Consider the following 24,293-nt stretch of genomic DNA (forward strand, 5'->3'; position numbering starts at 1 on the left):
TCGTCCTAGGGGGGACCCCAGTCATGAGCACGGCCCGCAGCGACGCGGCGACGGACTCCGCCACGCCCGACGAGGGGCGGGAGCGGCCGCCGGGGCGCCGCCGGCTCGCCCTGCCGGACGGTCTCCGACCGTACCTCCTGCCGCTGCTCCTGTACGGCGTGACGAAGCTGGTCGGCCTGACCGTCTTCGCCTCGCTGCTGGAGTGGGCCGGCGACTACCAGAAGAAGGACCCGCGCTTCGGCGGCGGCGCCCACTGGTGGGACGTCCTGGCCACCTGGGACGGCTGGTGGTACCTCCAGGTCGCCGAGAAGGGGTACGACCCCCGGCCGCTGCAACCGCTCGCGCCGGGCGGGCTGTTCACCGTCCAGCAGAACTCGGTGGCGTTCTTCCCCCTCTACCCCGGGCTGATCAGGGGCGTCTCGGAGATCACGGGCCTCGGTCTGTACGGCTCCGCGATCCTCGTGTCCGTCGTGGCGTCCTTCGTGGCCGCGGCCGGGATCTACGCCGTGGTCGCGGCGCTCGCGGGCGTGCGGGCGGGCACGATCGCGGCCGGGCTGTGGGCCGTGGTGCCCGGCGCCGGTGTGGAGTGGGCGGTCTACTCGGAGTCGGTGTTCGTCGCGATCGCGGCCTGGTGCTGCTACTGCGTGATGCGGGGGCGCTGGGTGGCGGCCGGGCTGCTGGCCTTCCTCGCCGGACTGAACCGGCCGACGTCGGCGGCGCTCATAGGGGCCGTGGGCCTCGCCGCGATCGTGACGCTGGCGCGGCGGGAGAGCAGGCGCGAGCAGGGGATCTCCGGTCCGGTGTACGCGATGGTCGCCGCGCCGCTCGGACTGCTCACCTATGTCGCCTGGGTCGGGCTGAGCATGGGCGACCTGACCGCCTACTTCACCCTCCAGCGCGAGGGCTGGGCGCACTACTTCGACTTCGGCAAGTACACCCTGGACGTCCTCGGCAACACGGCGGTCGGGCACAACGCCTACCTGTTCGCCTTCTCGGTGCCCGACCTGCTGTGTGTGCAGATCGTGCTGGCGCTGCCCTTCCTGATCGCGCTGATGCTGCGCAAGAGGCCGCCGCTGGTGCTGGTCGCCTATGCGCTGGCGTCGATCGTGACGGTCCTGGGCACCCAGCAGATGTTCGGCAACACGGGCAGGTACCTGCTGCCCGTGTTCCCGCTGCTGCTGGCCCCGGCGGCGGCGCTGAGCCGGCTGAAGTGGCCGAGCCTGGCGGTGTTCTTCGCGACGGCGTCGCTCGCGTCCGGGTGGTACGCGCACTATGTGATCTTCGAGCTGGGCATCCCGTAGGACGCCCGGGTCGGGCCCGTCAGGGGGAGGACGAGACCGCCGCCATCATGATGACCATCAGGAAGAACGCCCAGCCGGCCACCGACAGATAGCCCAGGATCAGGCCGGCCAGGGCGAACCCGTCGCCGCCCTCGCCGGAGCGGCGGATCTCGGCACGGGCCTTGTGCCCGAGGATCACGGCCGGGATGCCGGTGAGCCCCATGGACATGGTGGTGAGCACACCGCAGACCATCGAGCCGACCGCCTTGCCGTTGGTGGGCGGGGGCGGGGCGGGCAGGAACGTGCGCGGGACGGGCGGGCCGTAGGCGGTCGGCGCGGCGAGCACCGACGGGACGGCCATCGGCCCCTGCGGGAGGTCGGAGATGACCAGTTGCAGTTCGCCGACGGTCCGGGCCTGGTAGGCGCGCTGCACCCGCTTCTCGAACTCGTCCTGCTGGAGGCGGCCCTCCCCGAAGCCCGCCCTGAGCACGTCCACCGCGCGCTCGCGATCGGCGTGCGACGCGAGCATCGAAGCGCCGTTGGGCACCTGTCCCTGCGGCTGCCATGGCGACGGATACGACACGGGCACCTCCCCCCGGACGGCTGATTGCCTCCATCAGCCTCCATCATCTCTCAACGCGTCGCGGCCGCCCACGGTTCCGCCGGCAGCGGCACCGTCTGCGCCGCCCCGGCGCTCGACCCACGGCGGAGCCGGGCCCGTCGCACGGATCACGCCGTACTTTGCGGCGGCAAAGTCCCGGCCGGGGCGCGGTCCTGCCGGGTGGCCGACGCTCCCGCAAGCCCCTCCCAATGCCCCGAGCCACCCCGGCGGCCGGGGTTTTTTCCTGCCCCCCGGGCCCGATATGTCCCCCATCGAAGCAAGCTCCCCAGGGAGGCACCACCCATGTCCCACCCTCTCTCCGCCGACGCCCTCGTCGCCGCTCTGGACGCCGAGGGCGTCACCGTCGTCGAACACACCGGCTGGCGGACCCACAACCGCAACCACAAGGGCAGCTGGGGCCCGGTCAACGGCGTGATCATCCATCACACCGTCAGTTCCGGGACCACCCGCTCCGTCGAGATGTGCTTCCACGGCTACCCGGCCCTGCCCGGCCCCCTGTGCCACGGCGTGATAGCCAAGGACGGCACGGTCCACCTCGTCGGCAACGGCCGTGCCAACCACGCCGGCAGCGGAGACGGGGCCGTCCTGGAGGCCGTCGTCGCCGAACGGGCCACCCTGCCCCCACCCCACCGCAACGACACCGACGGCAACGTCCACTTCTACGGCTTCGAGTGCGTCAACCTCGGCGACGGCAGAGATCCCTGGCCCGAGGTCCAGCTGGAGGCCATGGTCCGGGCGGCCGCCGCGCTGTGCCGGGCGCACGGCTGGAGCGAGCGCTCGGTGATCGGGCACAAGGAGTGGACGAACACCAAGGCCGATCCGCGGGGCTTCTCGATGGCGAACTTCCGCTCCCGGGTCGCCGCCCGGCTCGGACAGCCGGTCCCACCCGGCCCGCCCACCCCCGCCCACCAGCCCTTCCCCGGCACCGACTGGTTCCGCGCGAGCCCGAGGTCGGCGATCGTCACCGCGATGGGCCGGCGCCTGGTCGCCGTCGGCTGCTCCGCCTACACGAGCGGCCCCGGCCCGCAGTGGACCGAGGCCGACCGGGCCTCGTACGCCAAGTGGCAGCGCAAGCTCGGGTACACCGGCTCCGCCGCCGACGGCTGGCCGGGCGCCGCCTCCTGGGCCGCGCTGGAAGTCCCCCACGTCTGAGAAGCGAGCCGCCACGTCAGAGGCACCGTGGGACACGCCGAAGCGCCGAAGGGCGGTCACCCCGTGGGCAACGGGGTGACCGCCCTTCGACGCGTGCTGCTCGTGCTACTCGTTCTTACTGGTTGTACGGACCGTAGTCGTAGTCCTCCAGCGGGACGGCCTGGCCGGAGCCGGTGCCGAACGGCGAGTAGTCGATGTCGTCGTAGCCGACGGCCGAGTACATCGCGGCCTTCGCCTCCTCGGTCGGCTCCACCCGGATGTTGCGGTAGCGGGACAGACCCGTACCGGCCGGGATGAGCTTACCGATGATGACGTTCTCCTTGAGGCCGATGAGGCTGTCGGACTTGGCGTTGATCGCCGCGTCCGTCAGGACTCGGGTCGTCTCCTGGAAGGAGGCGGCCGACAGCCAGGACTCCGTCGCGAGCGAGGCCTTGGTGATACCCATCAGCTGCGGACGACCGGAGGCCGGGTGACCGCCCTCCTGGACCACACGACGGTTCTCGGTCTCGAACTTCGAGCGCTCGACCAGCTCACCGGGCAGCAGCTCGGCGTCGCCGGACTCGATGATCGTCACGCGGCGGAGCATCTGCCGGATGATGATCTCGATGTGCTTGTCGTGGATCGACACGCCCTGCGAGTTGTACACCTTCTGGACCTCGCCGACCAGGTGGACCTGGACGGCACGCTGACCCAGGATGCGCAGCACGTCGTGCGGGTTGGTGGCACCCACGGTGAGCTTCTGGCCCACCTCGACGTGCTCGCCCTCGCTGACCATCAGACGGGCACGCTTGGAGATGGGGTAGGCCATCTCGTCGCTGCCGTCGTCCGGGGTGACGACGATCTTCTTGGTCTTCTCGGTCTCCTCGATCCGCACCCGGCCGGAGGCCTCGGAGATCGGGGCGACACCCTTCGGGGTACGGGCCTCGAAGAGCTCGACGACACGCGGCAGACCCTGGGTGATGTCGTCACCGGCCACACCACCGGTGTGGAAGGTACGCATCGTCAGCTGGGTACCGGGCTCACCGATGGACTGGGCGGCGATGATGCCGACCGCCTCACCGATGTCGACCAGCTTGCCGGTGGCCAGCGAGCGGCCGTAGCACATGGCGCAGGTGCCGACGGCGGACTCGCAGGTCAGGACCGAGCGGGTCTTGACCGTCTCCACGCCGTGCCGGACCAGCTCGTCGATGAGCACGTCGCCGAGGTCGGTACCGGCCGGGGCCAGCACCTTGCCGTCGACCACGATGTCCTCGGCGAGGCAGCGGGCGTACACGGACGTCTCGACGTTGCCCGTCTTGCGCAGGACGCCGTCCTCGCGCTCGGCGATCGCCAGCTTGAGGCCGCGCTCGGTGCCGCAGTCCTCCTCGCGGATGATGACGTCCTGCGAGACGTCCACCAGACGACGGGTGAGGTAACCCGAGTCGGCGGTACGCAGGGCGGTGTCCGCCAGACCCTTACGGGCACCGTGCGTCGAGATGAAGTACTCGAGCACGGACAGGCCCTCACGGAACGAGGCCTTGATCGGACGCGGGATGGTCTCGTTCTTCGCGTTCGACACCAGACCACGCATACCGGCGATCTGCCGCATCTGCATCATGTTTCCTCGGGCACCCGAGTCAACCATCATGAAGATGGGGTTCGTCTTGGGGAAGTTCTCGTTCATCGCCTCGGCGACCTCGTTGGTCGCCTTGGTCCAGATCGCGATGAGCTCCTGCGTGCGCTCTTCCTTGGTGATCAGACCGCGCTCGTACTGCTTCTGGACCTTCTCGTCCTGCGCCTCGTACCCGCGGACGATCTCCTTCTTCGCCTCGGGAACGACGACGTCGGAGATGGCCACGGTGACACCGGAACGGGTCGCCCAGTAGAAGCCGGCCGCCTTCAGGTTGTCGAGCGTCGCCGCCACGATGACCTTGGGGTAGCGCTCGGCCAGGTCGTTGACGATCTCGGAGAGCTGCTTCTTGCCCACCGAGTAGTCGACGAACGGGTAGTCCTCGGGCAGCAGCTCGTTGAAGAGCGCACGGCCCAGGGTGGTGCGCAGGCGGAACGTGTCCCCCTGCTGCCACTCGGGCTCGCCCTCCTCCTGCGCCGGCGGGGTCCAGCCGCGCGGCGGGATGGTGCCCACCGGGAAGCGGATGTCGATCGCCGACTGCAGCGCCAGCTCACCGGCGTCGAACGCCATGATCGCCTCGGCCGTGGAGCCGAAGGACCGGCCCTCGCCCTTGGTGTCGCGCAGCTCGCCGTCGGTGGTGAGGAAGAACAGACCGAGGACCATGTCCTGGGTCGGCATCGTCACCGGACGGCCGTCGGCGGGCTTGAGGATGTTGTTCGAGGACAGCATCAGGATGCGGGCCTCGGCCTGCGCCTCCGCGGACAGCGGCAGGTGCACGGCCATCTGGTCACCGTCGAAGTCCGCGTTGAACGCGGTGCAGACGAGCGGGTGGATCTGGATGGCCTTGCCCTCGACCAGCTGCGGCTCGAAGGCCTGGATGCCGAGGCGGTGCAGGGTGGGCGCACGGTTCAGCAGCACCGGGTGCTCGGCGATGACCTCTTCGAGGACGTCGTACACCACGGTGCGGCCGCGCTCGACCATCCGCTTGGCGCTCTTGATGTTCTGCGCGTGGTTCAGGTCGACCAGGCGCTTCATCACGAACGGCTTGAAGAGCTCCAGCGCCATCGCCTTCGGCAGACCGCACTGGTGCAGCTTGAGCTGCGGACCGACGACGATCACGGAACGCGCCGAGTAGTCGACACGCTTGCCGAGCAGGTTCTGACGGAAACGGCCCTGCTTGCCCTTCAGCATGTCGCTGAGGGACTTCAGCGGGCGGTTGCCGGGGCCCGTCACCGGGCGGCCGCGACGACCGTTGTCGAAGAGGGCGTCAACAGCCTCCTGAAGCATGCGCTTCTCGTTGTTGACGATGATCTCGGGCGCGCCGAGGTCGAGGAGCCTCTTCAGACGGTTGTTGCGGTTGATCACACGGCGGTACAGGTCGTTCAGGTCGGAGGTCGCGAAGCGGCCACCGTCCAGCTGCACCATCGGACGCAGGTCCGGCGGGATGACCGGGACGCAGTCCAGCACCATGCCCTTGGGGCTGTTGCTGGTCTGCAGGAACGCGGAGACGACCTTCAGGCGCTTGAGCGCACGGGTCTTCTTCTGGCCCTTGCCGGTCCGGATGATCTCGCGGAGCTTCTCGGCCTCCTCGTCGAGGTCGAAGGACTCCAGGCGCTTCTGCAGCGCCGCGGCACCCATCGAACCGTCGAAGTACGTGCCGAAGCGGTCGCGCAGCTCGCGGTAGAGCAGCTCGTCGCCCTCGAGGTCCTGGACCTTGAGGTTCTTGAAGCGGGTCCACACCTCGTCGAGACGGTCGATCTCGCGCTGGGTGCGGTCGCGCAGCTGCTTCATCTCGCGCTCGGCGCCTTCGCGCACCTTGCGGCGCACATCGGCCTTGGCGCCCTCGGCCTCCAGCTCGGCCAGATCGGTCTCGAGCTTCTTGGCGCGGGCCTCCAGGTCGGCGTCGCGGCGGTTCTCGACCTGCTGGCGCTCCACGGAGACGTGCGCCTCCAGGGAGGGCAGGTCGCGGGTGCGGCGCTCCTCGTCGACGTACGTGATCATGTACGCCGCGAAGTAGATGACCTTCTCGAGGTCCTTGGGAGCCAGGTCGAGCAGGTAGCCCAGCCGGCTCGGGACACCCTTGAAGTACCAGATGTGCGTGACGGGCGCGGCCAGCTCGATGTGGCCCATCCGCTCACGGCGCACCTTGGCGCGGGTCACCTCGACGCCGCAGCGCTCACAGATGATGCCCTTGAAGCGGACGCGCTTGTACTTGCCGCAGTAGCACTCCCAGTCCCGGGTCGGACCGAAGATCTTCTCGCAGAAGAGTCCGTCCTTCTCGGGCTTGAGGGTGCGGTAGTTGATGGTCTCGGGCTTCTTGACCTCGCCGTGGCTCCACTGACGGATGTCGTCAGCGGTGGCCAGACCGATCCGGAGCTCGTCGAAGAAGTTGACGTCGAGCACTATGCGTCAATCCCTCTCAGGGTTGTAAGTCTTGGGGTCTGAAACGGGGGTCCCGGGGCCGGAGGCCTTCTGGATGAAGGCCTCCGGACTCCCGTCAGACCTCTTCGACGCTGCTCGGCTCGCGCCGGGACAGGTCGATGCCGAGCTCCTCCGCAGCGCGGAAGACGTCCTCGTCGGTGTCACGCATCTCGATGGACATACCGTCGCTGGACAGCACCTCCACGTTCAGGCAGAGCGACTGCATCTCCTTGATGAGCACCTTGAAGGACTCGGGGATGCCGGGCTCGGGGATGTTCTCGCCCTTGACGATGGCCTCGTAGACCTTCACGCGGCCGGTGACGTCGTCGGACTTGATGGTCAGCAGTTCCTGGAGGGCGTACGCGGCGCCGTAGGCCTCGAGGGCCCACACCTCCATCTCACCGAAGCGCTGGCCACCGAACTGCGCCTTACCACCCAGCGGCTGCTGGGTGATCATCGAGTACGGACCGGTCGAACGGGCGTGCAGCTTGTCGTCGACCAGGTGGTGCAGCTTCAGGATGTACATGTAGCCGACCGAGATCGGGTCCGGGAACGGCTCACCGCTACGGCCGTCGAACAGCCGCGCCTTGCCGGACGGGAGCACCATGCGCTCGCCGTCGCGGTTGGGGATGGTGTGCTGGAGCAGACCCGCCAGCTCGTCCTCACGGGCGCCGTCGAAGACCGGGGTGGCGACGTTGGTGCCCGGGGCGACCTGGTCGGCGCCGATCACCTGGAGGCGCTGCGCCCACTCGTCGGCGAGACCGGAGACGTCCCAGCCGCGGCTGGCGAGCCAGCCGAGGTGGATCTCCAGGACCTGTCCCGGGTTCATTCGGGACGGCACACCGAGCGGGTTGAGGATGATGTCGACCGGGGTCCCGTCCTCGAGGAACGGCATGTCCTCGATGGGCAGGATCTTGGAGATGACACCCTTGTTGCCGTGACGGCCGGCGAGCTTGTCACCGTCGGTGATCTTGCGCTTCTGCGCCACGTAGACGCGGACCAGCTGGTTCACGCCCGGGGGCAGCTCGTCGCCCTCCTCGCGGTCGAAGACGCGGACGCCGATGACCTTGCCGATCTCGCCGTGCGGCACCTTCAGCGAGGTGTCACGGACCTCACGGGCCTTCTCACCGAAGATCGCGCGCAGCAGACGCTCCTCCGGCGTCAGCTCGGTCTCACCCTTGGGCGTGACCTTGCCGACGAGGATGTCACCGGCGACGACCTCGGCACCGATACGGATGATGCCGCGCTCGTCGAGGTCGGCGAGGACCTCCTCGGAGACGTTCGGGATGTCCCGGGTGATCTCCTCGGGGCCGAGCTTGGTGTCACGGGCGTCGACCTCGTGCTCCTCGATGTGGATCGAGGAGAGGACGTCGTCCTGGACGAGGCGCTGCGACAGGATGATCGCGTCCTCGTAGTTGTGACCCTCCCACGGCATGAACGCCACGAGCAGGTTCTTGCCGAGGGCCATCTCGCCGTTCTCGGTGGCCGGACCGTCGGCGAGGACCTGGCCCTCGATGATCCGGTCGCCCTCGTTGACGATGACCTTCTGGTTGACCGAGGTGCCCTGGTTGGAGCGGGCGAACTTGGCCAGGCGGTACGTGATGTACGTGCCGTCGTCGTTGGTCGTGGTGATGTAGTCCGCGGAGACCTCCTGGACCACACCCGCCTTCTCGGCCTTGACCACGTCGCCGGCGTCGACGGCGGAGCGGTACTCCATGCCGGTGCCGACGAGCGGGGACTCGCTCTTGATGAGCGGCACGGCCTGACGCATCATGTTCGCGCCCATGAGGGCACGGTTGGCGTCGTCGTGCTCGAGGAACGGGATCATGGCGGTCGCGACCGACACCATCTGGCGCGGCGAGACGTCCATGTAGTCGACGTCGTCACCGGGGACGTAGTCGACCTCGCCGCCACGGCGGCGGACCAGGACGCGGTTCTCGGTGAAGCGCAGGCCCTCGTCGAGCGTGGCGTTGGCCTGCGCGATGACGAAGCGGTCCTCCTCGTCGGCCGTCAGGTAGTCGACCTCGTCGGTGACCTGGCCGTCGACGACCTTGCGGTACGGGGTCTCGACGAAACCGAACGCGTTGACCCGGCCGTAGGAGGCGAGCGAGCCGATCAGACCGATGTTCGGGCCTTCGGGGGTCTCGATCGGGCACATGCGGCCGTAGTGCGAGGGGTGCACGTCACGGACCTCGAAGCCGGCCCGCTCGCGGGAGAGACCACCGGGGCCGAGAGCCGACAGACGGCGCTTGTGGGTGAGACCCGACAGCGGGTTGTTCTGGTCCATGAACTGCGACAGCTGGCTGGTGCCGAAGAACTCCTTGATGGAGGCGACGACCGGCCGGATGTTGATCAGGGTCTGCGGCGTGATCGCCTCGACGTCCTGGGTCGTCATGCGCTCGCGCACGACGCGCTCCATCCGCGCCAGACCCGTACGGACCTGGTTCTGGATGAGCTCGCCGACGCTGCGCAGACGACGGTTGCCGAAGTGGTCGATGTCGTCGGTCTCGACGACGATCGTCTGACCGCTGTCGCCGACCGTCTCGGTCTCGCCGGCGTGCAGCTTGACCAGGTACTTGATCGTCGCGATGACGTCCTCGACGGTCAGGACACCGGCGTCCAGCGGCGCGTCCGCGGCCAGCTTCTTGTTGACCTTGTAGCGGCCGACCTTGGCGAGGTCGTAGCGCTTGGGGTTGAAGTAGAGGTTCTCGAGCAGCGTCTGCGCGGCCTCACGCGTGGGGGGCTCGCCCGGACGGAGCTTGCGGTAGATGTCGAGCAGCGCGTCGTCCTGGCCCTGGGTGTGGTCCTTCTCCAGGGTGGCGCGCATGGACTCGTACTCGCCGAACTCCTCGAGGATCTGCTCGGTCGTCCAGCCGAGCGCCTTCAGGAGGACGGTCACGGACTGCTTGCGCTTGCGGTCGATGCGGACGCCGACCATGTCGCGCTTGTCGATCTCCATCTCCAGCCAGGCACCCCGGGACGGGATGATCTTGGCGGAGAAGATGTCCTTGTCGGACGTCTTGTCGATCGAGGAGTCGAAGTAGACACCCGGCGAACGGACCAGCTGCGACACCACGACACGCTCGGTGCCGTTGATGACGAACGTGCCCTTGTGGGTCATGAGCGGGAAGTCGCCCATGAAGACCGTCTGGGACTTGATCTCGCCGGTCTCGTTGTTGGTGAACTCGGCCGTCACGAAGAGCGGGGCCGCGTACGTGAAGTCACGGTCCTTGCACTCGTCGATGCTGTTCTTCGGCGGCTCGAAACGGTGGTCGCGGAAGGTCAGCGACATCGACCCGGAGAAGTCCTCGATCGGGGAGATCTCCTCGAAGATCTCCTCGAGGCCGGACTTGGTGGGGACGTCCTGACCGTTGTCCAGAGCCTCCTCGACCCGACTCTGCCAAGCGGTGTTGCCGAGCAGCCAGTCGAAGCTCTCGGTCTGCAGCGCGAGCAGGTTCGGAACCTCGAGAGGCTCCTTGATCTTTGCAAAAGAGATGCGCAGCGGGGCGGTGCTGGCGGCGTTGTTCGTATTCGCGGTCGAGGCGTTGCGCGAGGCGGCCAAGAGGGGGTCCTTCCGAGGGCTCGGACTCACTACGCGCGTACCGGCCCCTCTCCTGCACACGGAGACAGAAAATCCCAGGTCAGGGATGATCATGTCGTCGATGTCAAGTGAGGGCAGACCCCTGGTGACGGACAGGGGACAGCTAACAGGCAGCGCAAAGGGTCAGTGTAGCCAGTCGGCACACTGATGTCCAGTCTCGTTTTTCAGAGACCCTTGCTGCCCTCAACGCCTGCGCCACATGCCTGCCTTCAACGCGTTGATACTGCCCTCTTCGCCGTCGATCCATGCCTCGGATTCGGATCCTTGTGACGACGCGTCCTGAGAATTGCGCGCTCCGTGCGGTTCGTCAAGGCCCCCCTGCGTAGAACCCGGGCCGCGGGAGACACGACGAAGATCACCATACCCCCCGCCGTCACGGGTGCAAGGCAACCGTGGCCGACCTCCGGCAACGCCGAAGAGCGACCACCCGGATGGATGATCGCTCTTCGGCGCTTAGGCGTTACAGGCTCGCTGAGCCCGAGTTCCGGGCCTGGTGGGCCCGGAGGGTGTTACTTGACCTCGACGGAGGCGCCGGCACCCTTGAGGGCCTCGGCGGCCTTCTCCGCGGCGTCCTTGGCGACCTTCTCGAGAACGGGCTTGGGGGCGCCGTCCACGAGGTCCTTGGCCTCCTTCAGACCCAGCGAGGTCAGCTCACGCACGACCTTGATGACCTGGATCTTCTTGTCACCGGCGGCGGTCAGGACGACGTCGAACTCGTCCTTCTCCTCCTCGGCCTCGGCGGGGGCGGCCGGGCCGGCCGGGCCCGCGACGGCGACCGCGGCGGCGGCGGTGACGTCGAACTTCTCCTCGAACGCCTTCACGAACTCGGAGAGCTGGATCAGGGTCATGTTCTCGAACTCGGCGAGCAGTTCGTCCTGGGTGAGAGCCATGATGGCTTTCCTTCCACTAATGTCGGCTGGTGCCGGATGTACATGTCTGGCGGGCGTGCGCCTTGCGGCGTTTACTGCGTAGACGTTCGGCCCGCTACGACCCCCTGCGTCAGGCGGGCTGCCTGGCGACGGCGGTCATTACGCGAGCCGAGTTACTCGGCACCGCCCTGCTCGGCCTGCTTGGCACGAAGCGCCTCCGCGGTGCGGACGAACTTCGACGGGAGCGCCTGGAAGACCTGAGCAGCCTGCGTCTGCTTGCCCTTCATGGCACCCGCCAGCTTGGCGAGCAGAACCTCGCGGGACTCGAGGTCCGCAAGCTTCTTGATCTCATCGGCGGACAGCGCCTTGCCGTCAAGGACACCGCCCTTGATGACGAGGTTGGGGTTGTCCTTGGCGAAGTCACGAAGACCCTTCGCCGACTCCACCGGGTCACCGGTGACGAAGGCGACCGCCGTCGGACCGTTGAACAGGTCGTCGAGCGTCGTGATCCCGGCCTCGTTGGCCGCAATCTTGGTCAGCGTGTTCTTCACCACGGCGTACTGGGCGTTCTCACCGAGCGAGCGGCGCAGCGTCTTGAGCTGCGCCACGGTGAGACCCCGGTACTCGGTCAGCACGGCGGCGTTCGAGCTACGGAACTGCTCCGTGAGCTCGGCCACCGCGGCAGCCTTGTCGGGCCTTGCCATAGAGCGTCGGCCTCCTTCCGGGTGATGAGGACCGCTCGGAAGGGGCTGGGACAGACGAAACGCCCCGGCGCAGGCGCACGGGGCGTAGCTCGACCGGACGAGAACCGTCGAAGGACGGGATTCGGGCCGGGAGCACTTCCACAGTCACCTGCGCGGGTCGTCCGCATGTCAAGCGGATCCTTCGGCCACCGGACCCTCTTCCGAGAGCACGGCAACGACCAGCGGTCTTTGGCTTCGGTGGAAGCGTACGGGAGACGGACGGTGTCAAGCAAATCCGCCCGTACGGGGCCGCCGGCTCAGCCGCCCGACTGCTGCCTGACCAGCTCGGTGAAGTCGGCCGTGTCGCTCGCCGGGGGCTCCTCGACCGCCACCTCGGTGCCGTAGTCGCTGTAGTACGCGGTCTGGCTGTACGCGCCCGCCGCGGTCTCGCCCTTCTCGACCTTCTTGACCAGCAGGTCCTGGTCGTCGACCCAGATGTCGACGGTCTCGGTGGTGACGCCGGCCTGCTCCAGCGTCTTCTTGAGGTCGTCGAGCTGGCTCCGGCTGAGGCTGGAGTTCTTCTCGGCGAGGTCGGCCACGTCGACCGTCCCCGAGTAGTGCGTGGTCCGCTGTCCGCGCACCTTCTCCTCGCCGACCTTGCGGACGTCCCCGGAGGCCAGCAGGAGCTTCACGGACTGGTTCGGCGTGGTGTTCTGCATCTGGTCCTTCAGATACGCCCCACCGCTGCCGCCGACGGTCTCCAGGTCGTCGTAGGCGTACTTGATCCAGTGCTTGCCGCCGGACTGCTCGGCGAAGGTGTCGCCCATCCGTGCGTAGTAGGCGTCGGGGAGGTAGCGGGCCTCCATCGAGTCGCTGCCCATCTGGCGCATGGTGTCGGCCATCGTGCCGCCCGTGTACGTGATGGTCAGCCGCCCGGTGAGCCCGTCGCCCCAGGCGAGGGAGCCGTCGGCCGTCATGGACATCACCGAGCCCATGGTGGTCGTCGACTCGACCTTGGCGGAGTCGGCGCCGTCGGTGGACTTCTCGGCGGTCCGCAGCGCGGCGACGGGGTCGAACCTCGCCCCCTCCGAGTCTCCGGAGGAGCTCCCGGAGCCCCCCGAGGCCTGGCAGGCCGTCACCCCGGCCAGCAGGCCCATCGCCGCGATGGACAGTCCCGCGGTCCGCACCGCTGTGCGCTTCATCCGCCCCACCCCCATGAGAGTCCCGTGACTGCACGGTAACGCACCGCACCGACAGCCGTCCGGGGAAAAACCCCTGTGCTCCCAAGGGACGAGCCCCGCACCTCGAAAGGTTGCGGGGCTCGTCGCCGACCGAAAAGGAACCGTCAGGTTCAGACCGCGGCCGGGTCCTCCTCGACGAGGAGGTTGCGGGTGCGGTTCGGGTCGACCAGGATGCCGGGGCCGATCGTGGTGCTGATCGCGGCCTTCTTGATGTAGCGACCCTTCGCGGCGGACGGCTTGAGACGGGTGATCTCCTCGAGCGCCGCGGCGTAGTTCTCCACCAGCTTGGTGTCGTCGAAGGACGTCTTGCCGATGATGAAGTGCAGGTTCGAGTGCTTGTCGACGCGGAACTCGATCTTGCCGCCCTTGATCTCGGTGACGGCCTTGGCCACGTCGGGGGTGACGGTGCCGGTCTTCGGGTTCGGCATCAGACCACGGGGACCGAGCACGCGGCCGAGGCGGCCGACCTTGCCCATGAGGTCCGGGGTGGCAACGACGGCGTCGAAGTCCAGACGGCCCTTCGCGACCTCGTCGATCAGTTCGTCGGAGCCGACGATGTCGGCGCCCGCGGCCTCCGCGGCCGCAGCACGGTCACCGGTCGCGAAGACCAGGACCCGGGCGGTCTTGCCGGTGCCGTGCGGCAGGTTCACGGTGCCACGGACCATCTGGTCGGCCTTGCGCGGGTCGACACCCAGACGGAAGGCGACCTCGACGGTGCCGTCGAACTTGGAGGTGGAGGTCTCCTTGGCGAGACGGACGGCCTCGAGCGGGGCGTAGAGCTTCTCCCGGTCGACCTTGGCGTCCGCAGCGCGGAGAGACTTGCTGCGCTTGCTCACTACTGCTCCTGATGTGTCTGAGGAGTCGTGGTACGGGCCGAGCAGGCCCTGCCACTACTGCTGAAGTACGGGGTGGTGAAGGTCAGCCCTCGACCGTGATGCCCATGGAACGGGCGGTGCCGGCGATGATCTTCGCGGCGGCGTCCAGGTCGTTGGCGTTCAGGTCGGGAAGCTTGGTCGTGGCGATCTCACGGACCTGCGCCTCGGTGATCTTGGCGACCTTGGTCTTGTGCGGCTCGCCCGAGCCCTTCTCCACACCGGCGGCCTTGAGGATCATCTTCGCGGCCGGCGGGGTCTTGGTCACGAAGGTGAAGGAGCGGTCCTCGTAGACCGTGATCTCCACCGGGATGACCCAGCCACGCTGCGACTCGGTCGCCGCGTTGTAGGCCTTGCAGAACTCCATGATGTTGACACCGTGCTGACCGAGCGCGGGGCCGACCGGCGGGGCCGGGTTCGCCGCACCGGCGTTGATCTGGAGCTTGATGAGCCCCGTGACCTTCTTCTTCTTGGGAGGCATTACTCTCCAGGTCCTTTCATTCGGGTCCATGCCCGCGCCAGGGAACCAACCGAACGCAGGCATACCGCACAACGATAACGGGTATAGATGCGCGGCCAAAAACCGAGCAGGTCAGACAAGCCGTGACAGCCCGCCTGACCTGGTCGGAAGTTCTCTTGGGAAGAAGCTAGTTCTTCTGGATCTGGTCGAACGACAGCTCGACCGGGGTCTCGCGTCCGAAGATCTCCACCAGACCCTTGACCTTCTTGGAGTCGGCGTTGATCTCGTTGATCGTGGCCTGCAGCGTGGCGAACGGGCCGTCGGTGACGGTGACCGAGTCGCCCACCTCGAAGTCCAGCACCTGGACCTCGACCTTGCGCTGCGGAGCCGGCTTGCCCTCGGCCTCGGCGGCCTCGCGGGCGGCCTTCTCCTCGGCCTCCGGGGCGAGCATCTTGACGATCTCGTCCAGGGTCAGCGGGTACGGGTCGTAGGCGTTGCCCACGAAGCCGGTGACACCCGGGGTGTTGCGGACGACGCCCCAGGACTCGTTCGTCAGGTCCATGCGGACCAGGACGTAACCCGGGAGCTTGTTCTGGCGGATCGTCTTGCGGTCGCCGTTCTTGATCTGGACGACCTCTTCCTGCGGCACCTCGGCCTGGAAGATGTAGTCCTCGACGTTCAGCGAGACGGCGCGCTGCTCCAGGTTGGTCTTCACGCGGTTCTCGTAGCCGGCGTAGGTGTGGATCACGTACCACTCGCCGGGAAGGGTGCGCAGCTCCTCGCGCAGGGCGACGACGGGGTCGACGGGCTCGGCCGGCTCTTCTTCCTCGGCCTCGGCCTCGGCCTCGGCGTCGTCCTCGACCTCGTCCTCGGCGTCGTCCGCCTCTTCGGTGTCCTCGGCGTCCTCGTCCTCGACGTGGAGCGCTGCTTCCTCCGCGGCCTCGCCCGCCTCATCGTCGGCAGCCTCGAACTCGTCCACCTCGTCCGCGCCCTCGACGATGTCGAGCTCGTCGTCGACCTCGTCGGGCTCGATGGCGTCGTTCAGGTTCTGGTCAGACACGGTGGCTGCTTCTTCCTGGATACAGAGGGGTGGAACATGCGAAAGGGGCGCCGGATACCTCGGCGCCCTTCGCTCTCGGCTCAGCCAAAAACGTACTTGGCGGCGTGGCTGAGTCCATAGTCAATCACGGTCACCAGCCCGATCATGACGACCACGAAGACGATCACCACGGTCGTGTACGTCGTCAGCTGTCCGCGAGTGGGCCAGACGACCTTGCGGAGCTCCGCGATGATCTGGCGGTAGAAGAGAGCGAGGCGCTTCAGCGGGCCCTTCTTGGCGCGCTTTCCGCCCTTCCGCCCCTTCTTCTTGGCCTCAGGCAGCTCGTCCTGGGCATCAGGCGTGTCGATGGAGCCCACGGCATCCGCCATTCGTCCTCACCTGTTCCCGGGTCGTGGCCGTGCCGCGCCCGGTCTGAGCCGCACGGCGGTGCATTGCTGTACGTACATGCGCACACATCCTGGCAAGGTGTGTGTAGCAGGGCCGGAGGGACTTGAACCCCCAACCGCTGGTTTTGGAGACCAGTGCTCTACCAATTGAGCTACGACCCTTTGTGTGTCCCCCAACGTACCGCATCCGACCGGATGCTCGGTGTGCACCGGCAGTGGCACGGCTGTTGAAGGCCAACGACGGATGAGTGTACGTGGTCCTGGGCGTGAGGTCGAACGGAAAGTGGTCTTGGGCGAAATCAGTCTGATGTTCAGCCAGTTGCCCAGTGGGTGAAACCCGTGTGCCGGGCGGGTTTCCGGTCTGAAACCATGGGTCGTATGAGCGCTGCAACCCCTCCCACCGAGCGCCGGGTCTCCGCCCGAGTCGGCGCGATCTCCGAGTCCGCCACCCTCGCCGTGGACGCCAAGGCCAAGGCCCTGAAGGCCGCCGGGCGTCCGGTGATCGGCTTCGGCGCCGGAGAGCCCGACTTCCCGACCCCGGACTACATCGTCGAGGCGGCCGTAGAGGCCTGCAAGGACCCCAAGTACCACCGCTACACGCCGGCCGGTGGTCTGCCCGAGCTGAAGGCCGCGATCGCCGCCAAGACCCTGCGCGACTCCGGCTACGAGGTCGACGCCTCGCAGATCCTGGTCACCAACGGCGGCAAGCAGGCGATCTACAACGCGTTCGCCGCGATCCTCGACCCGGGCGACGAGGTCATCGTCCCGGCGCCGTACTGGACGACGTACCCCGAGTCGATCCGTCTCGCCGGCGGTGTCCCGGTGGAGGTCGTCGCCGACGAGACCACCGGCTACCGGGTCTCGGTCGAGCAGCTGGAGGCGGCACGCACCGAGAAGACCAAGGTCGTGCTGTTCGTCTCCCCGTCCAACCCGACCGGAGCGGTGTACAGCGCCGCCGAGGCCGAGGCGATCGGCCGCTGGGCCGTCGAGCACGGTCTGTGGGTGCTGACGGACGAGATCTACGAGCACCTGGTCTACGGCGACGCGGTGTTCACCTCCCTGCCGGCGCTCCTGCCCGAGCTGCGCGACAAGTGCGTCGTCGTCAACGGGGTCGCCAAGACGTACGCGATGACCGGCTGGCGCGTCGGCTGGATCATCGGCCCGAAGGACGTCGTCAAGGCGGCGACGAACCTGCAGTCGCACGCCACCTCGAACGTCTCGAACGTGGCCCAGGTCGCCGCGATCGCCGCCGTCTCGGGCGACCTGTCGGCGGTGGAGACGATGAGGGAGGCGTTCGACCGGCGTCGCAGGACGATCGTGCGGATGCTGAACGAGATCGACGGCGTGCTCTGCCCGGAGCCCGAGGGCGCGTTCTACGCGTACCCGTCGGTGAAGGCGCTGCTCGGCAAGGAGATCCGGGGCCGGCGCCCGCAGACCAGCACCGAGCTGGCGGAGATCATCCTGGACGAGGCCGAGGTCGCGGTCGTCCCGGGTGAGGCCTTCGGCACGCCGGGCTATCTGCGGCTGTCGTACGCGCTGGGCGACGAGGACCTCGTCGAGGGCGTGAGCCGCATCCAGAAGCTGCTGGCGGAGGCCAGGGACTGACGTCCGGCCTCCGGCCACGGGGGTCCTCTCCGGGGGGTTCCGATCCCGCATGACGGATCGGAACCCCCCGTTGTTTTGTGCGAGCAAGACCACGTTCGGGCAATCGGCTACCGGGACGACACGGCCGTACGGCAGGATCGGCGGATGGAGCGTGTACGTGATGTCTCTGAGCTGCCCAAGGCCCATCTGCACCTGCACTTCACCGGTTCGATGCGGCCCTCGACCGTGCTGGAGCTGGCCGACAAGTACGGCGTGCGTCTGCCCGACGCGCTGACCGAGGCGCTGACCGGCGGGGAGCCTCCGAGACTGCGGGCCACGGACGAGCGTGGCTGGTTCCGCTTCCAGCGCCTGTACGACGCCGCCCGGTCGTGTGTGCGCCGCCCCGAGGACATACAGCGCCTGGTGCGGGAGGCGGCGGAGGAGGACATCAGGGACGGCTCGGGGTGGCTGGAGATCCAGGTCGACCCGACGTCGTACGCGCCGCGGCTGGGCGGGCTGATCCCGGCGCTGGAGATCATCCTGGACGCGGTGGAGTCGGCCTCGCGGGACACCGGGCTCGGCATGCGGGTGCTGGTCGCGGCGAACCGGATGAAGCATCCGCTGGACGCCCGGACGCTGGCCCGGCTGGCGGTGCGCTACGCGGACCGGGGCGTGGTCGGTTTCGGGCTGTCGAACGACGAGCGGCGGGGCATGGCGCGCGACTTCGACCGGGCCTTCACCATCGCGCGCGACGGCGGTCTGCTGTCGGCGCCGCACGGCGGTGAGCTGACCGGTCCGTCGTCGGTACGGGACTGTCTGGACGATCTGCACGCCACCCGGGTGGGGCACGGCGTCCGGGCGGCGGAGGACCCGAGGCTGTTGAAGCGGCTCGCGGAGCGGGGCGTGACGTGCGAGGTGTGCCCGGCGTCGAACGTGGCGCTGGGGGTGTACGAGAAGCCCGAGGACGTACCGCTGCGGACGCTGTTCGAGTCGGGCGTGCCGATGGCGCTGGGCGCCGACGACCCGCTGCTGTTCGGCGCCCGGCTGGCCGCCCAGTACGAGATCGCCCGGCAGCACCACGGCTTCACCGACGAGGAACTGGCGGAACTGGCCCGCCAGTCGGTACGGGGTTCGGCGGCCCCGGAGGACATGAAGACCAAACTGCTGTCGGGCGTGGACGACTGGCTGGCTTCCTGAACGACAGCACTACGGCACTGCAGCTCTGCAGCACTACGGCTCTGCAGCTCTACAGCTCTGCGCCGACCATCACCGGTTCGTTGACGAGGGTGATCCCGAACGCCTCCCGCACCCCGGCGACGACCTCCCGGGCCAGTGCCAGCAGGTCCTCCGTGGTGGCGGTGCCACGGTTGGTGAGGGCGAGGGTGTGCTTGGTGGAGATGCGGGCGGGTCCGTCGCCGTAACCCTTGGTGAAGCCGGCCTTGTCGATCAGCCAGGCGGCGGACGTCTTGGTGTGCCCGGGGCCCGCGGGGTAGGCGGGCGGCTCCGCGTCCTCCCCCAGCCGCTCCTTCACGCGCGCGTGGAAGGCGGCGAAGTCGGCTTCGGTGAGGATCGGGTTGGTGAAGAACGACCCGGCGGACCAGGTGTCGTGGTCCTCGGGGTCGAGCACCATGCCCTTCCCGGCGCGCAGCTTCAGCACGGTCTCCCGGGCCCGGCCGAGCGGCACCCGGTCGCCCGCCTCCACCCCCAGCGCCCGCGCGGTCTCGGCGTACTTGACCGGGGCCGACAGCCCGTCGGCGTCCTCCAGGACGAAACGGACCCGCAGGACGACATACCGCTCGGGGTCGGCCTTGAAGCGGCTGTGCCGGTAGGCGAAGGCGCACTCCTCGTTGGTGAGGGTGACCGTCTCGCCGGCGCGACGGTCGTAGGCGACGACCTCGGTGAGGGTGGTGGAGACCTCCTGGCCGTACGCCCCCACGTTCTGGATCGGGGTGGCGCCGGCCGAGCCGGGGATGCCGGCGAGGCATTCGATCCCCGCCAGGCCGGCCTCGACGGTCCGGGCGACGGCGTCGGTCCACACCTCGCCCGCCGCCAGCTCCAGCGTCGTACCGACGAGTTCGAACCCGCGCGTGGCGATGCGCAGGGCGGTGCCCGCGAAGCCCTTGTCCCCGATGACGAGGTTGGACCCGCCGCCGACCACGAGCAGCGGCGTGCCCGCGGCGTCGGCGGCGCGCACGACGTCGATCACCTCGGCGTCGCTGGTCGCGGTCACCAGCCGGGCGGCGGGCCCTCCGAGCCGGAAGGTGGTCAGCGGGGCAAGCGGGGCGTCGTAAGTCTCCAGCACGCGCCCAAGCCTACGAGAACCCTTACGGGACCTCGGACGCCTATCCGAGCCGTACGACCGCCCGGGACATCCCCAGGACCTTCTGACCGCCGCTGGTGACCAGCAGATCGACGCGCACGGTGTTGTCGTCGAGCTTGGCCGCCACCTTGCCGGCGACCTCGATCACCGCGCCCTGCTCGTCGTTGGGCACGACGACCGGTTTGGTGAAGCGCACGCCGTAGTCGACGACCGCTCCCGGGTCCCCGACCCAGTCGGTCACGACCCGGATCGCCTCGGCCATGGTGAACATGCCGTGCGCGATGACGTCCGGCAGTCCCACCTCCTTGGCGAACTTCTCGTTCCAGTGGATGGGGTTGAAGTCCCCGGAGGCCCCCGCGTACTGCACGAGCGTGGCCCGGTCCACCCTGAAGGTCTGCGCCGGGAGTTCGGTGCCGACCTCGACGTCCGCGTAGGCGATCTTCGCCGTCATGACCCTCACGCCTCCTCGGCCGCGCGCGCGACCAGCTTGGTCCAGGCGGTCACGACGTGCTCGCCCGCCTCGTCGTGCACCTCGCCGCGGATGTCCACGATCTCGTTGCCCGCCATGGACTTGATGGCCTCGATGGTGGAGGTGACCGTCAGCCGGTCGCCGGCCCGCACGGGGCGGCGGTAGGCGAACTTCTGGTCGCCGTGCACCACGCGGCTGTAGTCCAGGCCGAGCCGGGGGTCCCGGACGACCTCTCCCGCGGCCTTGAAGGTGATGGAGAACACGAAGGTGGGCGGGGCGATCACATCGGCGTACCCGAGCGCCTTGGCGGCCTCCGGGTCGGTGTACACCGGGTTGGTGTCCCCCACGGCCTCGGCGAACTCACGGATCTTCTCGCGGCCGACCTCATAGGGGTCGGTGGCGGGGTAGGTCCGCCCGACGAAGGACTGGTCGAGCGCCATGGGCTCGGCACCTCCTGCTTGCTCTACTGACCGGTACTGGTCACTCAACGACGCGAGGCCGCCCCCGATCACTCGGGGACGGCCTCGCATACGAGCCTGATTTATCGCGTCTCGCGGTGCGCGGTGTGCGCGTTGCAACGCGGGCAGTGCTTCTTCATCTCCAGTCGGTCCGGGTTGTTACGCCGGTTCTTCTTGGTGATGTAGTTCCGCTCCTTGCACTCCACGCAGGCCAGCGTGATCTTCGGGCGGACGTCGGTGGCAGCCACGTGAGTGCTCCTTGACGAACGGATGGGATTGGTTTAACGCAAGAAAGAGTAGCCGATCGAAGGACCGACCCCACAATCGGCTACTGCGTGTAGCGGTGACCGGACTTGAACCGGTGACACAGCGATTATGAGCCGCTTGCTCTACCGACTGAGCTACACCGCTTTGATGTGATCCGTTCCCGTCTCGCGACGGGAACCTCTCACACCAGAGCCCCAATACGGAATCGAACCGTAGACCTTCTCCTTACCATGGAGACGCTCTGCCGACTGAGCTATTGGGGCGAGCGATGAAGACATTACACGGTCCGCAGCCGTTCACCCAAATCCGTTTCGCACCCCTCCGGAGGGCCGCGCGGACCCGCCCGCCGAACGCCCCCACCGCCGGTCCCCGCAGCCCCGCGTGCCGCCCCTGCACCACCGCCGACCACCCCGGCCACCGCGTCCACGGCAACCCCACCGGTACGACTATTGCGCTCCTCCCCGACCGCACCGGAGCGTCGCCCTAGGCTCGACTCACTCTCCGTGACCTTGCGTCCCACGCGCGGTCCCGGGTCGCCCTCGCCCCGCCGAGCAGCACGACACCACCGACCGCGAGCCCCGGGACCCGAGCCGCCGGACCCCGAGCCCTCTGGAGCGCGATGCCCGACAGCCGGCCCGAGCCACCCCCGCCGTCGTCCTCCCCGTCCGGCCCCCCGGGCGGCACGCCGGACGCGGGCGCGCTGCTGCTGTGCGGGGCGCGGCTGACGGACGGCCGGACCGTGGACGTACGGCTGGCCCGCGGCCGGATCGAGGCGGTCGGCACGGCCGGCAGCCTCACCCCGGGCCCGGCCCGCTCCGGTGCGGGCGCCCGCACCACCCGGGTCGACCTCTCCGGCCACCTCCTCCTCCCGGCCCCCGCCGAGCCGCACGCCCACCTCGACACGGCCCTCACCGCCGACCTGGACGGGCCCGTCCCGTACGGCGCCGAGGACGTGCAGCGGCGCGCGACCGAGGCCGCCCTGCTCCAGCTCGGGCACGGCGCGACCGCGCTGCGCGCCCAGGTGCGGGTGGGTGACGTCCAGGGCCTCGGCGCGCTGACCGCGGTCCTGCGGGCCGCGCGGTCGCTGAGCGGGTTCGCCGAGCTGACGACGGTGGCGATGCCCCGGCTGCTGACCGGGGTGGCCGGGGCGGACGGCCTCGCGATGCTGCGGGACGCGCTGAAGATGGGCGCCTCGGTGGTGGGCGGATGTCCCGACCTCGACCCCGATCCCACCGGATACGTGGAGGCCGTCCTGGAGGTCGCCTCCGAGCACGGCTGCCCGGTCGATCTGCACACCGACGCCGTCGACCCGGCCCGCCTCGCCCGCCTCGCCGCGATGGCCGGCGGGCTGCGCCCCGGGGTCACCCTCGCCCCGTGCGGCGGCCTCGGCCGGCTCTCCCCCGGCACGGCCGCCCGTACCGCCGACCGGCTGGCGGCCGCCGGGGTGACGGTGGTGTGCCTGCCGCAGGGCGGCTGCGGCGCCGCGGAGCACCACGGCACGGCGCCCGTACGGCTGTTGCGCGCGGCCGGGGTAAGGGTGGCGGCGGGCAGCGGGGCCCTGCGCGATGTGTCCAACCCGGTCGGGCGCGGGGACCCGCTGGAGGCCGCCTACCTCCTCGTCTCCCGCCACGGTCTGCGCCCCGAGGAGGCCTACGAGGCCGTGAGCCGCTCCGCGCGCGCGGCCCTGGGCCTGCCCGAGATCCGGGTCGAGGCCGGTTTCCCCGCCGACCTGCTGGCCGTCCGCGGCGACCGGCTGGCGGGCGCGCTCTCCCTCGGCTACAGCCGCGTCGTGATCCACCGCGGCCGGGTGGTGGCCCGGACCAGCGCGGTCCGGGAGTACGGCGACGCGGCGGCGCCGGCTGCCCCGTCGGCACCGCTGGACCGGGGGCTGCCCCGGCAGGGGCGGGGGGAGTCGTCGTAGGCCCGTCGGGTCGGTCGCGCGGGAGCGGCACGGCGGAGGGGGACGCCCGGGCGTACGGTCGGAAGCATGCGCATTGTCATCGCTGGTGGTCATGGTCGGATCGCGCTGCGGCTGGAGCGGTTGCTCGCCGGGCGTGGTGACGAGGTCGCGGGGATCGTCCGCAAGGCCGAGCAGGCGGAGGATCTGCGGGCGGCGGGTGCCGAACCGGTCGTGCTGGACCTGGAGTCGGCGTCGGTCGAGGAGGTCGCGGAGCGGCTGCGGGGCGCGGACGCGGCGGTGTTCGCGGCGGGCGCCGGTCCGGGCAGCGGGGTGGCCCGGAAGGGCACCGTGGACAGGGGCGCGGCGGTGCTGTTCGCGGACGCGGCGGTCCGGGCTGGCGTACGGCGTCTCGTGGTGGTGTCGTCGATGGGCGCGGACCCGGACCACCCGGGCCAGGAGGTCTTCGACGTGTACCAGCGCGCCAAGGGCGAGGCGGACGCGTACGTACGGGGGCTGGACTCGCTCGACTGGACGATCCTGCGCCCCGGGCTGCTCACCGACGATCCGGGCACCGGGCTGGTGCGGCTGGAGGCCCGTACGGGCCGCGGCCCCGTCCCGCGCGACGACGTGGCGGCCGTGCTGGCGGAGCTGGTGGACACCCCGGCCACGGCCGGCCTCACCCTGGAGCTGATCAGCGGCTCGGCACCGGTGTCGGTGGCGGTGAAGTCGGTGGCGGGGAACTGAGGTCGGTCGGTGGCCGGGAACCCAGGTCAGAAGAGCGGGAGCTGCCCGGGGAACTCGGGCAGGGTGTAACCGTCCAACGACGGCTGTACGGCGCCCAGTTGCGCCCTGCTCCGGGACCCCGGGCAGGAGACGAGTTCCCCGTTCTCCCGCGCGCCCGGCGGGTCGTGCCGGGCGAACCGTCCGGCGACGACGGCGATCTCGCGACGGCACTCGGGACAGACTCTGCGACGGCTCGATCCGCTGGACATGGGGCAAGTCTGCCGCAGTGGGCCACCCGGGTAGCGGGGCGCGGCAC

The 24,293-nt window shown here is 69.2% G+C and carries 21 protein-coding genes and 3 tRNA genes; 6 read left to right on the forward strand and 18 right to left on the reverse strand.

Features of this window, described 5'->3' with window-relative positions; translation table 11 throughout:
• The first annotated feature begins 23 nt into the window (after positions 1–23).
• Entirely contained in the window at positions 24–1,301 is a 1,278-nt protein-coding gene (locus U5640_RS18160; RefSeq protein WP_340376814.1) for a glycosyltransferase family 39 protein, read from the forward strand.
• 19 nt (positions 1,302–1,320) lie between these two features.
• Here the strand turns inward: U5640_RS18160 and U5640_RS18165 are convergent, their stop codons facing one another.
• The gene (locus U5640_RS18165) at positions 1,321–1,809 is read right to left on the reverse strand and encodes a DUF1707 and DUF4190 domain-containing protein (protein ID WP_067249226.1); all 489 of its coding nucleotides are present in this window, start codon (positions 1,807–1,809) and stop codon (positions 1,321–1,323) included.
• Positions 1,810–2,184: 375 nt separating this feature from the next.
• Between U5640_RS18165 and U5640_RS18170 the strand changes: the two genes are divergently transcribed.
• Positions 2,185–3,054 carry a peptidoglycan-binding protein gene (locus tag U5640_RS18170; protein ID WP_340376815.1) on the forward strand — a complete coding sequence of 290 codons (870 nt, stop codon included), beginning with the start codon at positions 2,185–2,187 and terminating at the stop codon, positions 3,052–3,054.
• 115 nt (positions 3,055–3,169) lie between these two features.
• Here U5640_RS18170 and U5640_RS18175 read toward each other — a convergent pair whose 3' ends face one another.
• From U5640_RS18175 to U5640_RS18220, 10 genes are all read right to left on the reverse strand, one after another.
• Positions 3,170–7,066 (reverse strand): DNA-directed RNA polymerase subunit beta', encoded by a 3,897-nt coding sequence (locus tag U5640_RS18175; protein ID WP_340376816.1) that lies wholly within the window; start codon positions 7,064–7,066, stop codon positions 3,170–3,172.
• A 94-nt stretch (positions 7,067–7,160) separates the two neighbouring features.
• Positions 7,161–10,646 carry a DNA-directed RNA polymerase subunit beta gene (rpoB, locus tag U5640_RS18180; RefSeq protein ID WP_340376817.1) on the reverse strand — a complete coding sequence of 1,162 codons (3,486 nt, stop codon included), beginning with the start codon at positions 10,644–10,646 and terminating at the stop codon, positions 7,161–7,163.
• Between the two features lie 548 nt (positions 10,647–11,194).
• Entirely contained in the window at positions 11,195–11,578 is a 384-nt protein-coding gene (gene rplL / locus U5640_RS18185) for a 50S ribosomal protein L7/L12 (RefSeq protein ID WP_340385182.1), read from the reverse strand.
• A gap of 149 nt (positions 11,579–11,727) precedes the next feature.
• Entirely contained in the window at positions 11,728–12,258 is a 531-nt protein-coding gene (rplJ, locus tag U5640_RS18190; protein ID WP_340376818.1) for a 50S ribosomal protein L10, read from the reverse strand.
• Positions 12,259–12,554: 296 nt separating this feature from the next.
• Entirely contained in the window at positions 12,555–13,439 is an 885-nt protein-coding gene (locus tag U5640_RS18195; protein ID WP_340376819.1) for a hypothetical protein, read from the reverse strand.
• Positions 13,440–13,588: 149 nt separating this feature from the next.
• Positions 13,589–14,314, reverse strand: a complete 726-nt coding sequence (rplA, locus tag U5640_RS18200; RefSeq protein ID WP_340376820.1) for a 50S ribosomal protein L1 — start codon at positions 14,312–14,314, stop codon at positions 13,589–13,591.
• 82 nt (positions 14,315–14,396) lie between these two features.
• Positions 14,397–14,831, reverse strand: coding sequence for a 50S ribosomal protein L11 (gene rplK / locus U5640_RS18205; RefSeq protein ID WP_055631380.1), 435 nt, complete (start codon positions 14,829–14,831; stop codon positions 14,397–14,399).
• A 166-nt stretch (positions 14,832–14,997) separates the two neighbouring features.
• Complete coding sequence (gene nusG / locus U5640_RS18210; RefSeq protein ID WP_340376821.1) at positions 14,998–15,870, reverse strand: transcription termination/antitermination protein NusG; 873 nt, start codon at positions 15,868–15,870, stop codon at positions 14,998–15,000.
• An 80-nt stretch (positions 15,871–15,950) separates the two neighbouring features.
• Positions 15,951–16,238, reverse strand: a complete 288-nt coding sequence (secE, locus tag U5640_RS18215; RefSeq protein ID WP_067249250.1) for a preprotein translocase subunit SecE — start codon at positions 16,236–16,238, stop codon at positions 15,951–15,953.
• A gap of 107 nt (positions 16,239–16,345) precedes the next feature.
• Positions 16,346–16,418, reverse strand: a tRNA-Trp gene (locus U5640_RS18220).
• 216 nt (positions 16,419–16,634) lie between these two features.
• Here U5640_RS18220 and U5640_RS18225 point away from each other — a divergent pair.
• Both U5640_RS18225 and U5640_RS18230 read left to right on the forward strand, forming a co-directional pair.
• Complete coding sequence (locus tag U5640_RS18225; RefSeq protein ID WP_340376822.1) at positions 16,635–17,861, forward strand: pyridoxal phosphate-dependent aminotransferase; 1,227 nt, start codon at positions 16,635–16,637, stop codon at positions 17,859–17,861.
• 144 nt (positions 17,862–18,005) lie between these two features.
• Positions 18,006–19,037, forward strand: a complete 1,032-nt coding sequence (locus U5640_RS18230) for an adenosine deaminase (RefSeq protein WP_340376823.1) — start codon at positions 18,006–18,008, stop codon at positions 19,035–19,037.
• Between the two features lie 49 nt (positions 19,038–19,086).
• On the opposite strand, the gene U5640_RS18235 is transcribed toward U5640_RS18230, so the two are convergent.
• The 6 genes from U5640_RS18235 to U5640_RS18260 all read right to left on the reverse strand — a co-directional run bounded on the left by U5640_RS18235 (position 19,087) and on the right by U5640_RS18260 (position 21,617).
• Positions 19,087–20,142 carry a UDP-N-acetylmuramate dehydrogenase gene (locus U5640_RS18235; protein ID WP_340376824.1) on the reverse strand — a complete coding sequence of 352 codons (1,056 nt, stop codon included), beginning with the start codon at positions 20,140–20,142 and terminating at the stop codon, positions 19,087–19,089.
• A gap of 40 nt (positions 20,143–20,182) precedes the next feature.
• Entirely contained in the window at positions 20,183–20,611 is a 429-nt protein-coding gene (locus U5640_RS18240; RefSeq protein WP_067249261.1) for a MaoC family dehydratase, read from the reverse strand.
• A 5-nt stretch (positions 20,612–20,616) separates the two neighbouring features.
• Positions 20,617–21,069: a MaoC family dehydratase N-terminal domain-containing protein gene (locus tag U5640_RS18245; RefSeq protein WP_340376825.1), complete on the reverse strand. Its 453-nt coding sequence runs from the start codon at positions 21,067–21,069 to the stop codon at positions 20,617–20,619.
• A gap of 101 nt (positions 21,070–21,170) precedes the next feature.
• Positions 21,171–21,335, reverse strand: coding sequence for a 50S ribosomal protein L33 (gene rpmG / locus U5640_RS18250; protein WP_003948671.1), 165 nt, complete (start codon positions 21,333–21,335; stop codon positions 21,171–21,173).
• Positions 21,336–21,425: 90 nt separating this feature from the next.
• A tRNA-Met gene (locus U5640_RS18255) sits at positions 21,426–21,498 on the reverse strand.
• Between the two features lie 46 nt (positions 21,499–21,544).
• A tRNA-Thr gene (locus U5640_RS18260) sits at positions 21,545–21,617 on the reverse strand.
• A 356-nt stretch (positions 21,618–21,973) separates the two neighbouring features.
• On the opposite strand from U5640_RS18260, the gene U5640_RS18265 reads away from it, so the two are divergent.
• Positions 21,974–23,275: an amidohydrolase family protein gene (locus tag U5640_RS18265; RefSeq protein WP_340376826.1), complete on the forward strand. Its 1,302-nt coding sequence runs from the start codon at positions 21,974–21,976 to the stop codon at positions 23,273–23,275.
• A gap of 66 nt (positions 23,276–23,341) precedes the next feature.
• Positions 23,342–23,998, forward strand: coding sequence for an SDR family oxidoreductase (locus U5640_RS18270; protein WP_340376827.1), 657 nt, complete (start codon positions 23,342–23,344; stop codon positions 23,996–23,998).
• Positions 23,999–24,024: 26 nt separating this feature from the next.
• Here the strand turns inward: U5640_RS18270 and U5640_RS18275 are convergent, their stop codons facing one another.
• Positions 24,025–24,246 (reverse strand): hypothetical protein, encoded by a 222-nt coding sequence (locus U5640_RS18275; RefSeq protein ID WP_340376828.1) that lies wholly within the window; start codon positions 24,244–24,246, stop codon positions 24,025–24,027.
• Positions 24,247–24,293: the final 47 nt, after the last annotated feature.

It is taken from the genome of Streptomyces sp. SS7 (assembly GCF_037993025.1).
In the GTDB taxonomy this organism is placed as follows: domain Bacteria; phylum Actinomycetota; class Actinomycetes; order Streptomycetales; family Streptomycetaceae; genus Streptomyces.

Coding starts and splice junctions, on each gene's coding strand:
- U5640_RS18245 (WP_340376825.1), bottom strand. CDS start 21,069: ATGGCGCTCGACCAGTCCTTCGTCGGGCGGACCTACCCCGCCACCGAC.
- U5640_RS18265 (WP_340376826.1), top strand. CDS start 21,974: ATGCCCGACAGCCGGCCCGAGCCACCCCCGCCGTCGTCCTCCCCGTCC.
- rplK (WP_055631380.1), bottom strand. CDS start 14,831: ATGCCTCCCAAGAAGAAGAAGGTCACGGGGCTCATCAAGCTCCAGATC.
- U5640_RS18160 (WP_340376814.1), top strand. CDS start 24: ATGAGCACGGCCCGCAGCGACGCGGCGACGGACTCCGCCACGCCCGAC.
- U5640_RS18270 (WP_340376827.1), top strand. CDS start 23,342: ATGCGCATTGTCATCGCTGGTGGTCATGGTCGGATCGCGCTGCGGCTG.
- U5640_RS18240 (WP_067249261.1), bottom strand. CDS start 20,611: ATGACGGCGAAGATCGCCTACGCGGACGTCGAGGTCGGCACCGAACTC.
- U5640_RS18225 (WP_340376822.1), top strand. CDS start 16,635: ATGAGCGCTGCAACCCCTCCCACCGAGCGCCGGGTCTCCGCCCGAGTC.
- secE (WP_067249250.1), bottom strand. CDS start 16,238: ATGGCGGATGCCGTGGGCTCCATCGACACGCCTGATGCCCAGGACGAG.
- U5640_RS18275 (WP_340376828.1), bottom strand. CDS start 24,246: ATGTCCAGCGGATCGAGCCGTCGCAGAGTCTGTCCCGAGTGCCGTCGC.
- U5640_RS18170 (WP_340376815.1), top strand. CDS start 2,185: ATGTCCCACCCTCTCTCCGCCGACGCCCTCGTCGCCGCTCTGGACGCC.
- U5640_RS18195 (WP_340376819.1), bottom strand. CDS start 13,439: ATGAAGCGCACAGCGGTGCGGACCGCGGGACTGTCCATCGCGGCGATG.
- U5640_RS18230 (WP_340376823.1), top strand. CDS start 18,006: ATGGAGCGTGTACGTGATGTCTCTGAGCTGCCCAAGGCCCATCTGCAC.
- rplJ (WP_340376818.1), bottom strand. CDS start 12,258: ATGGCAAGGCCCGACAAGGCTGCCGCGGTGGCCGAGCTCACGGAGCAG.
- U5640_RS18165 (WP_067249226.1), bottom strand. CDS start 1,809: ATGCTCGCGTCGCACGCCGATCGCGAGCGCGCGGTGGACGTGCTCAGG.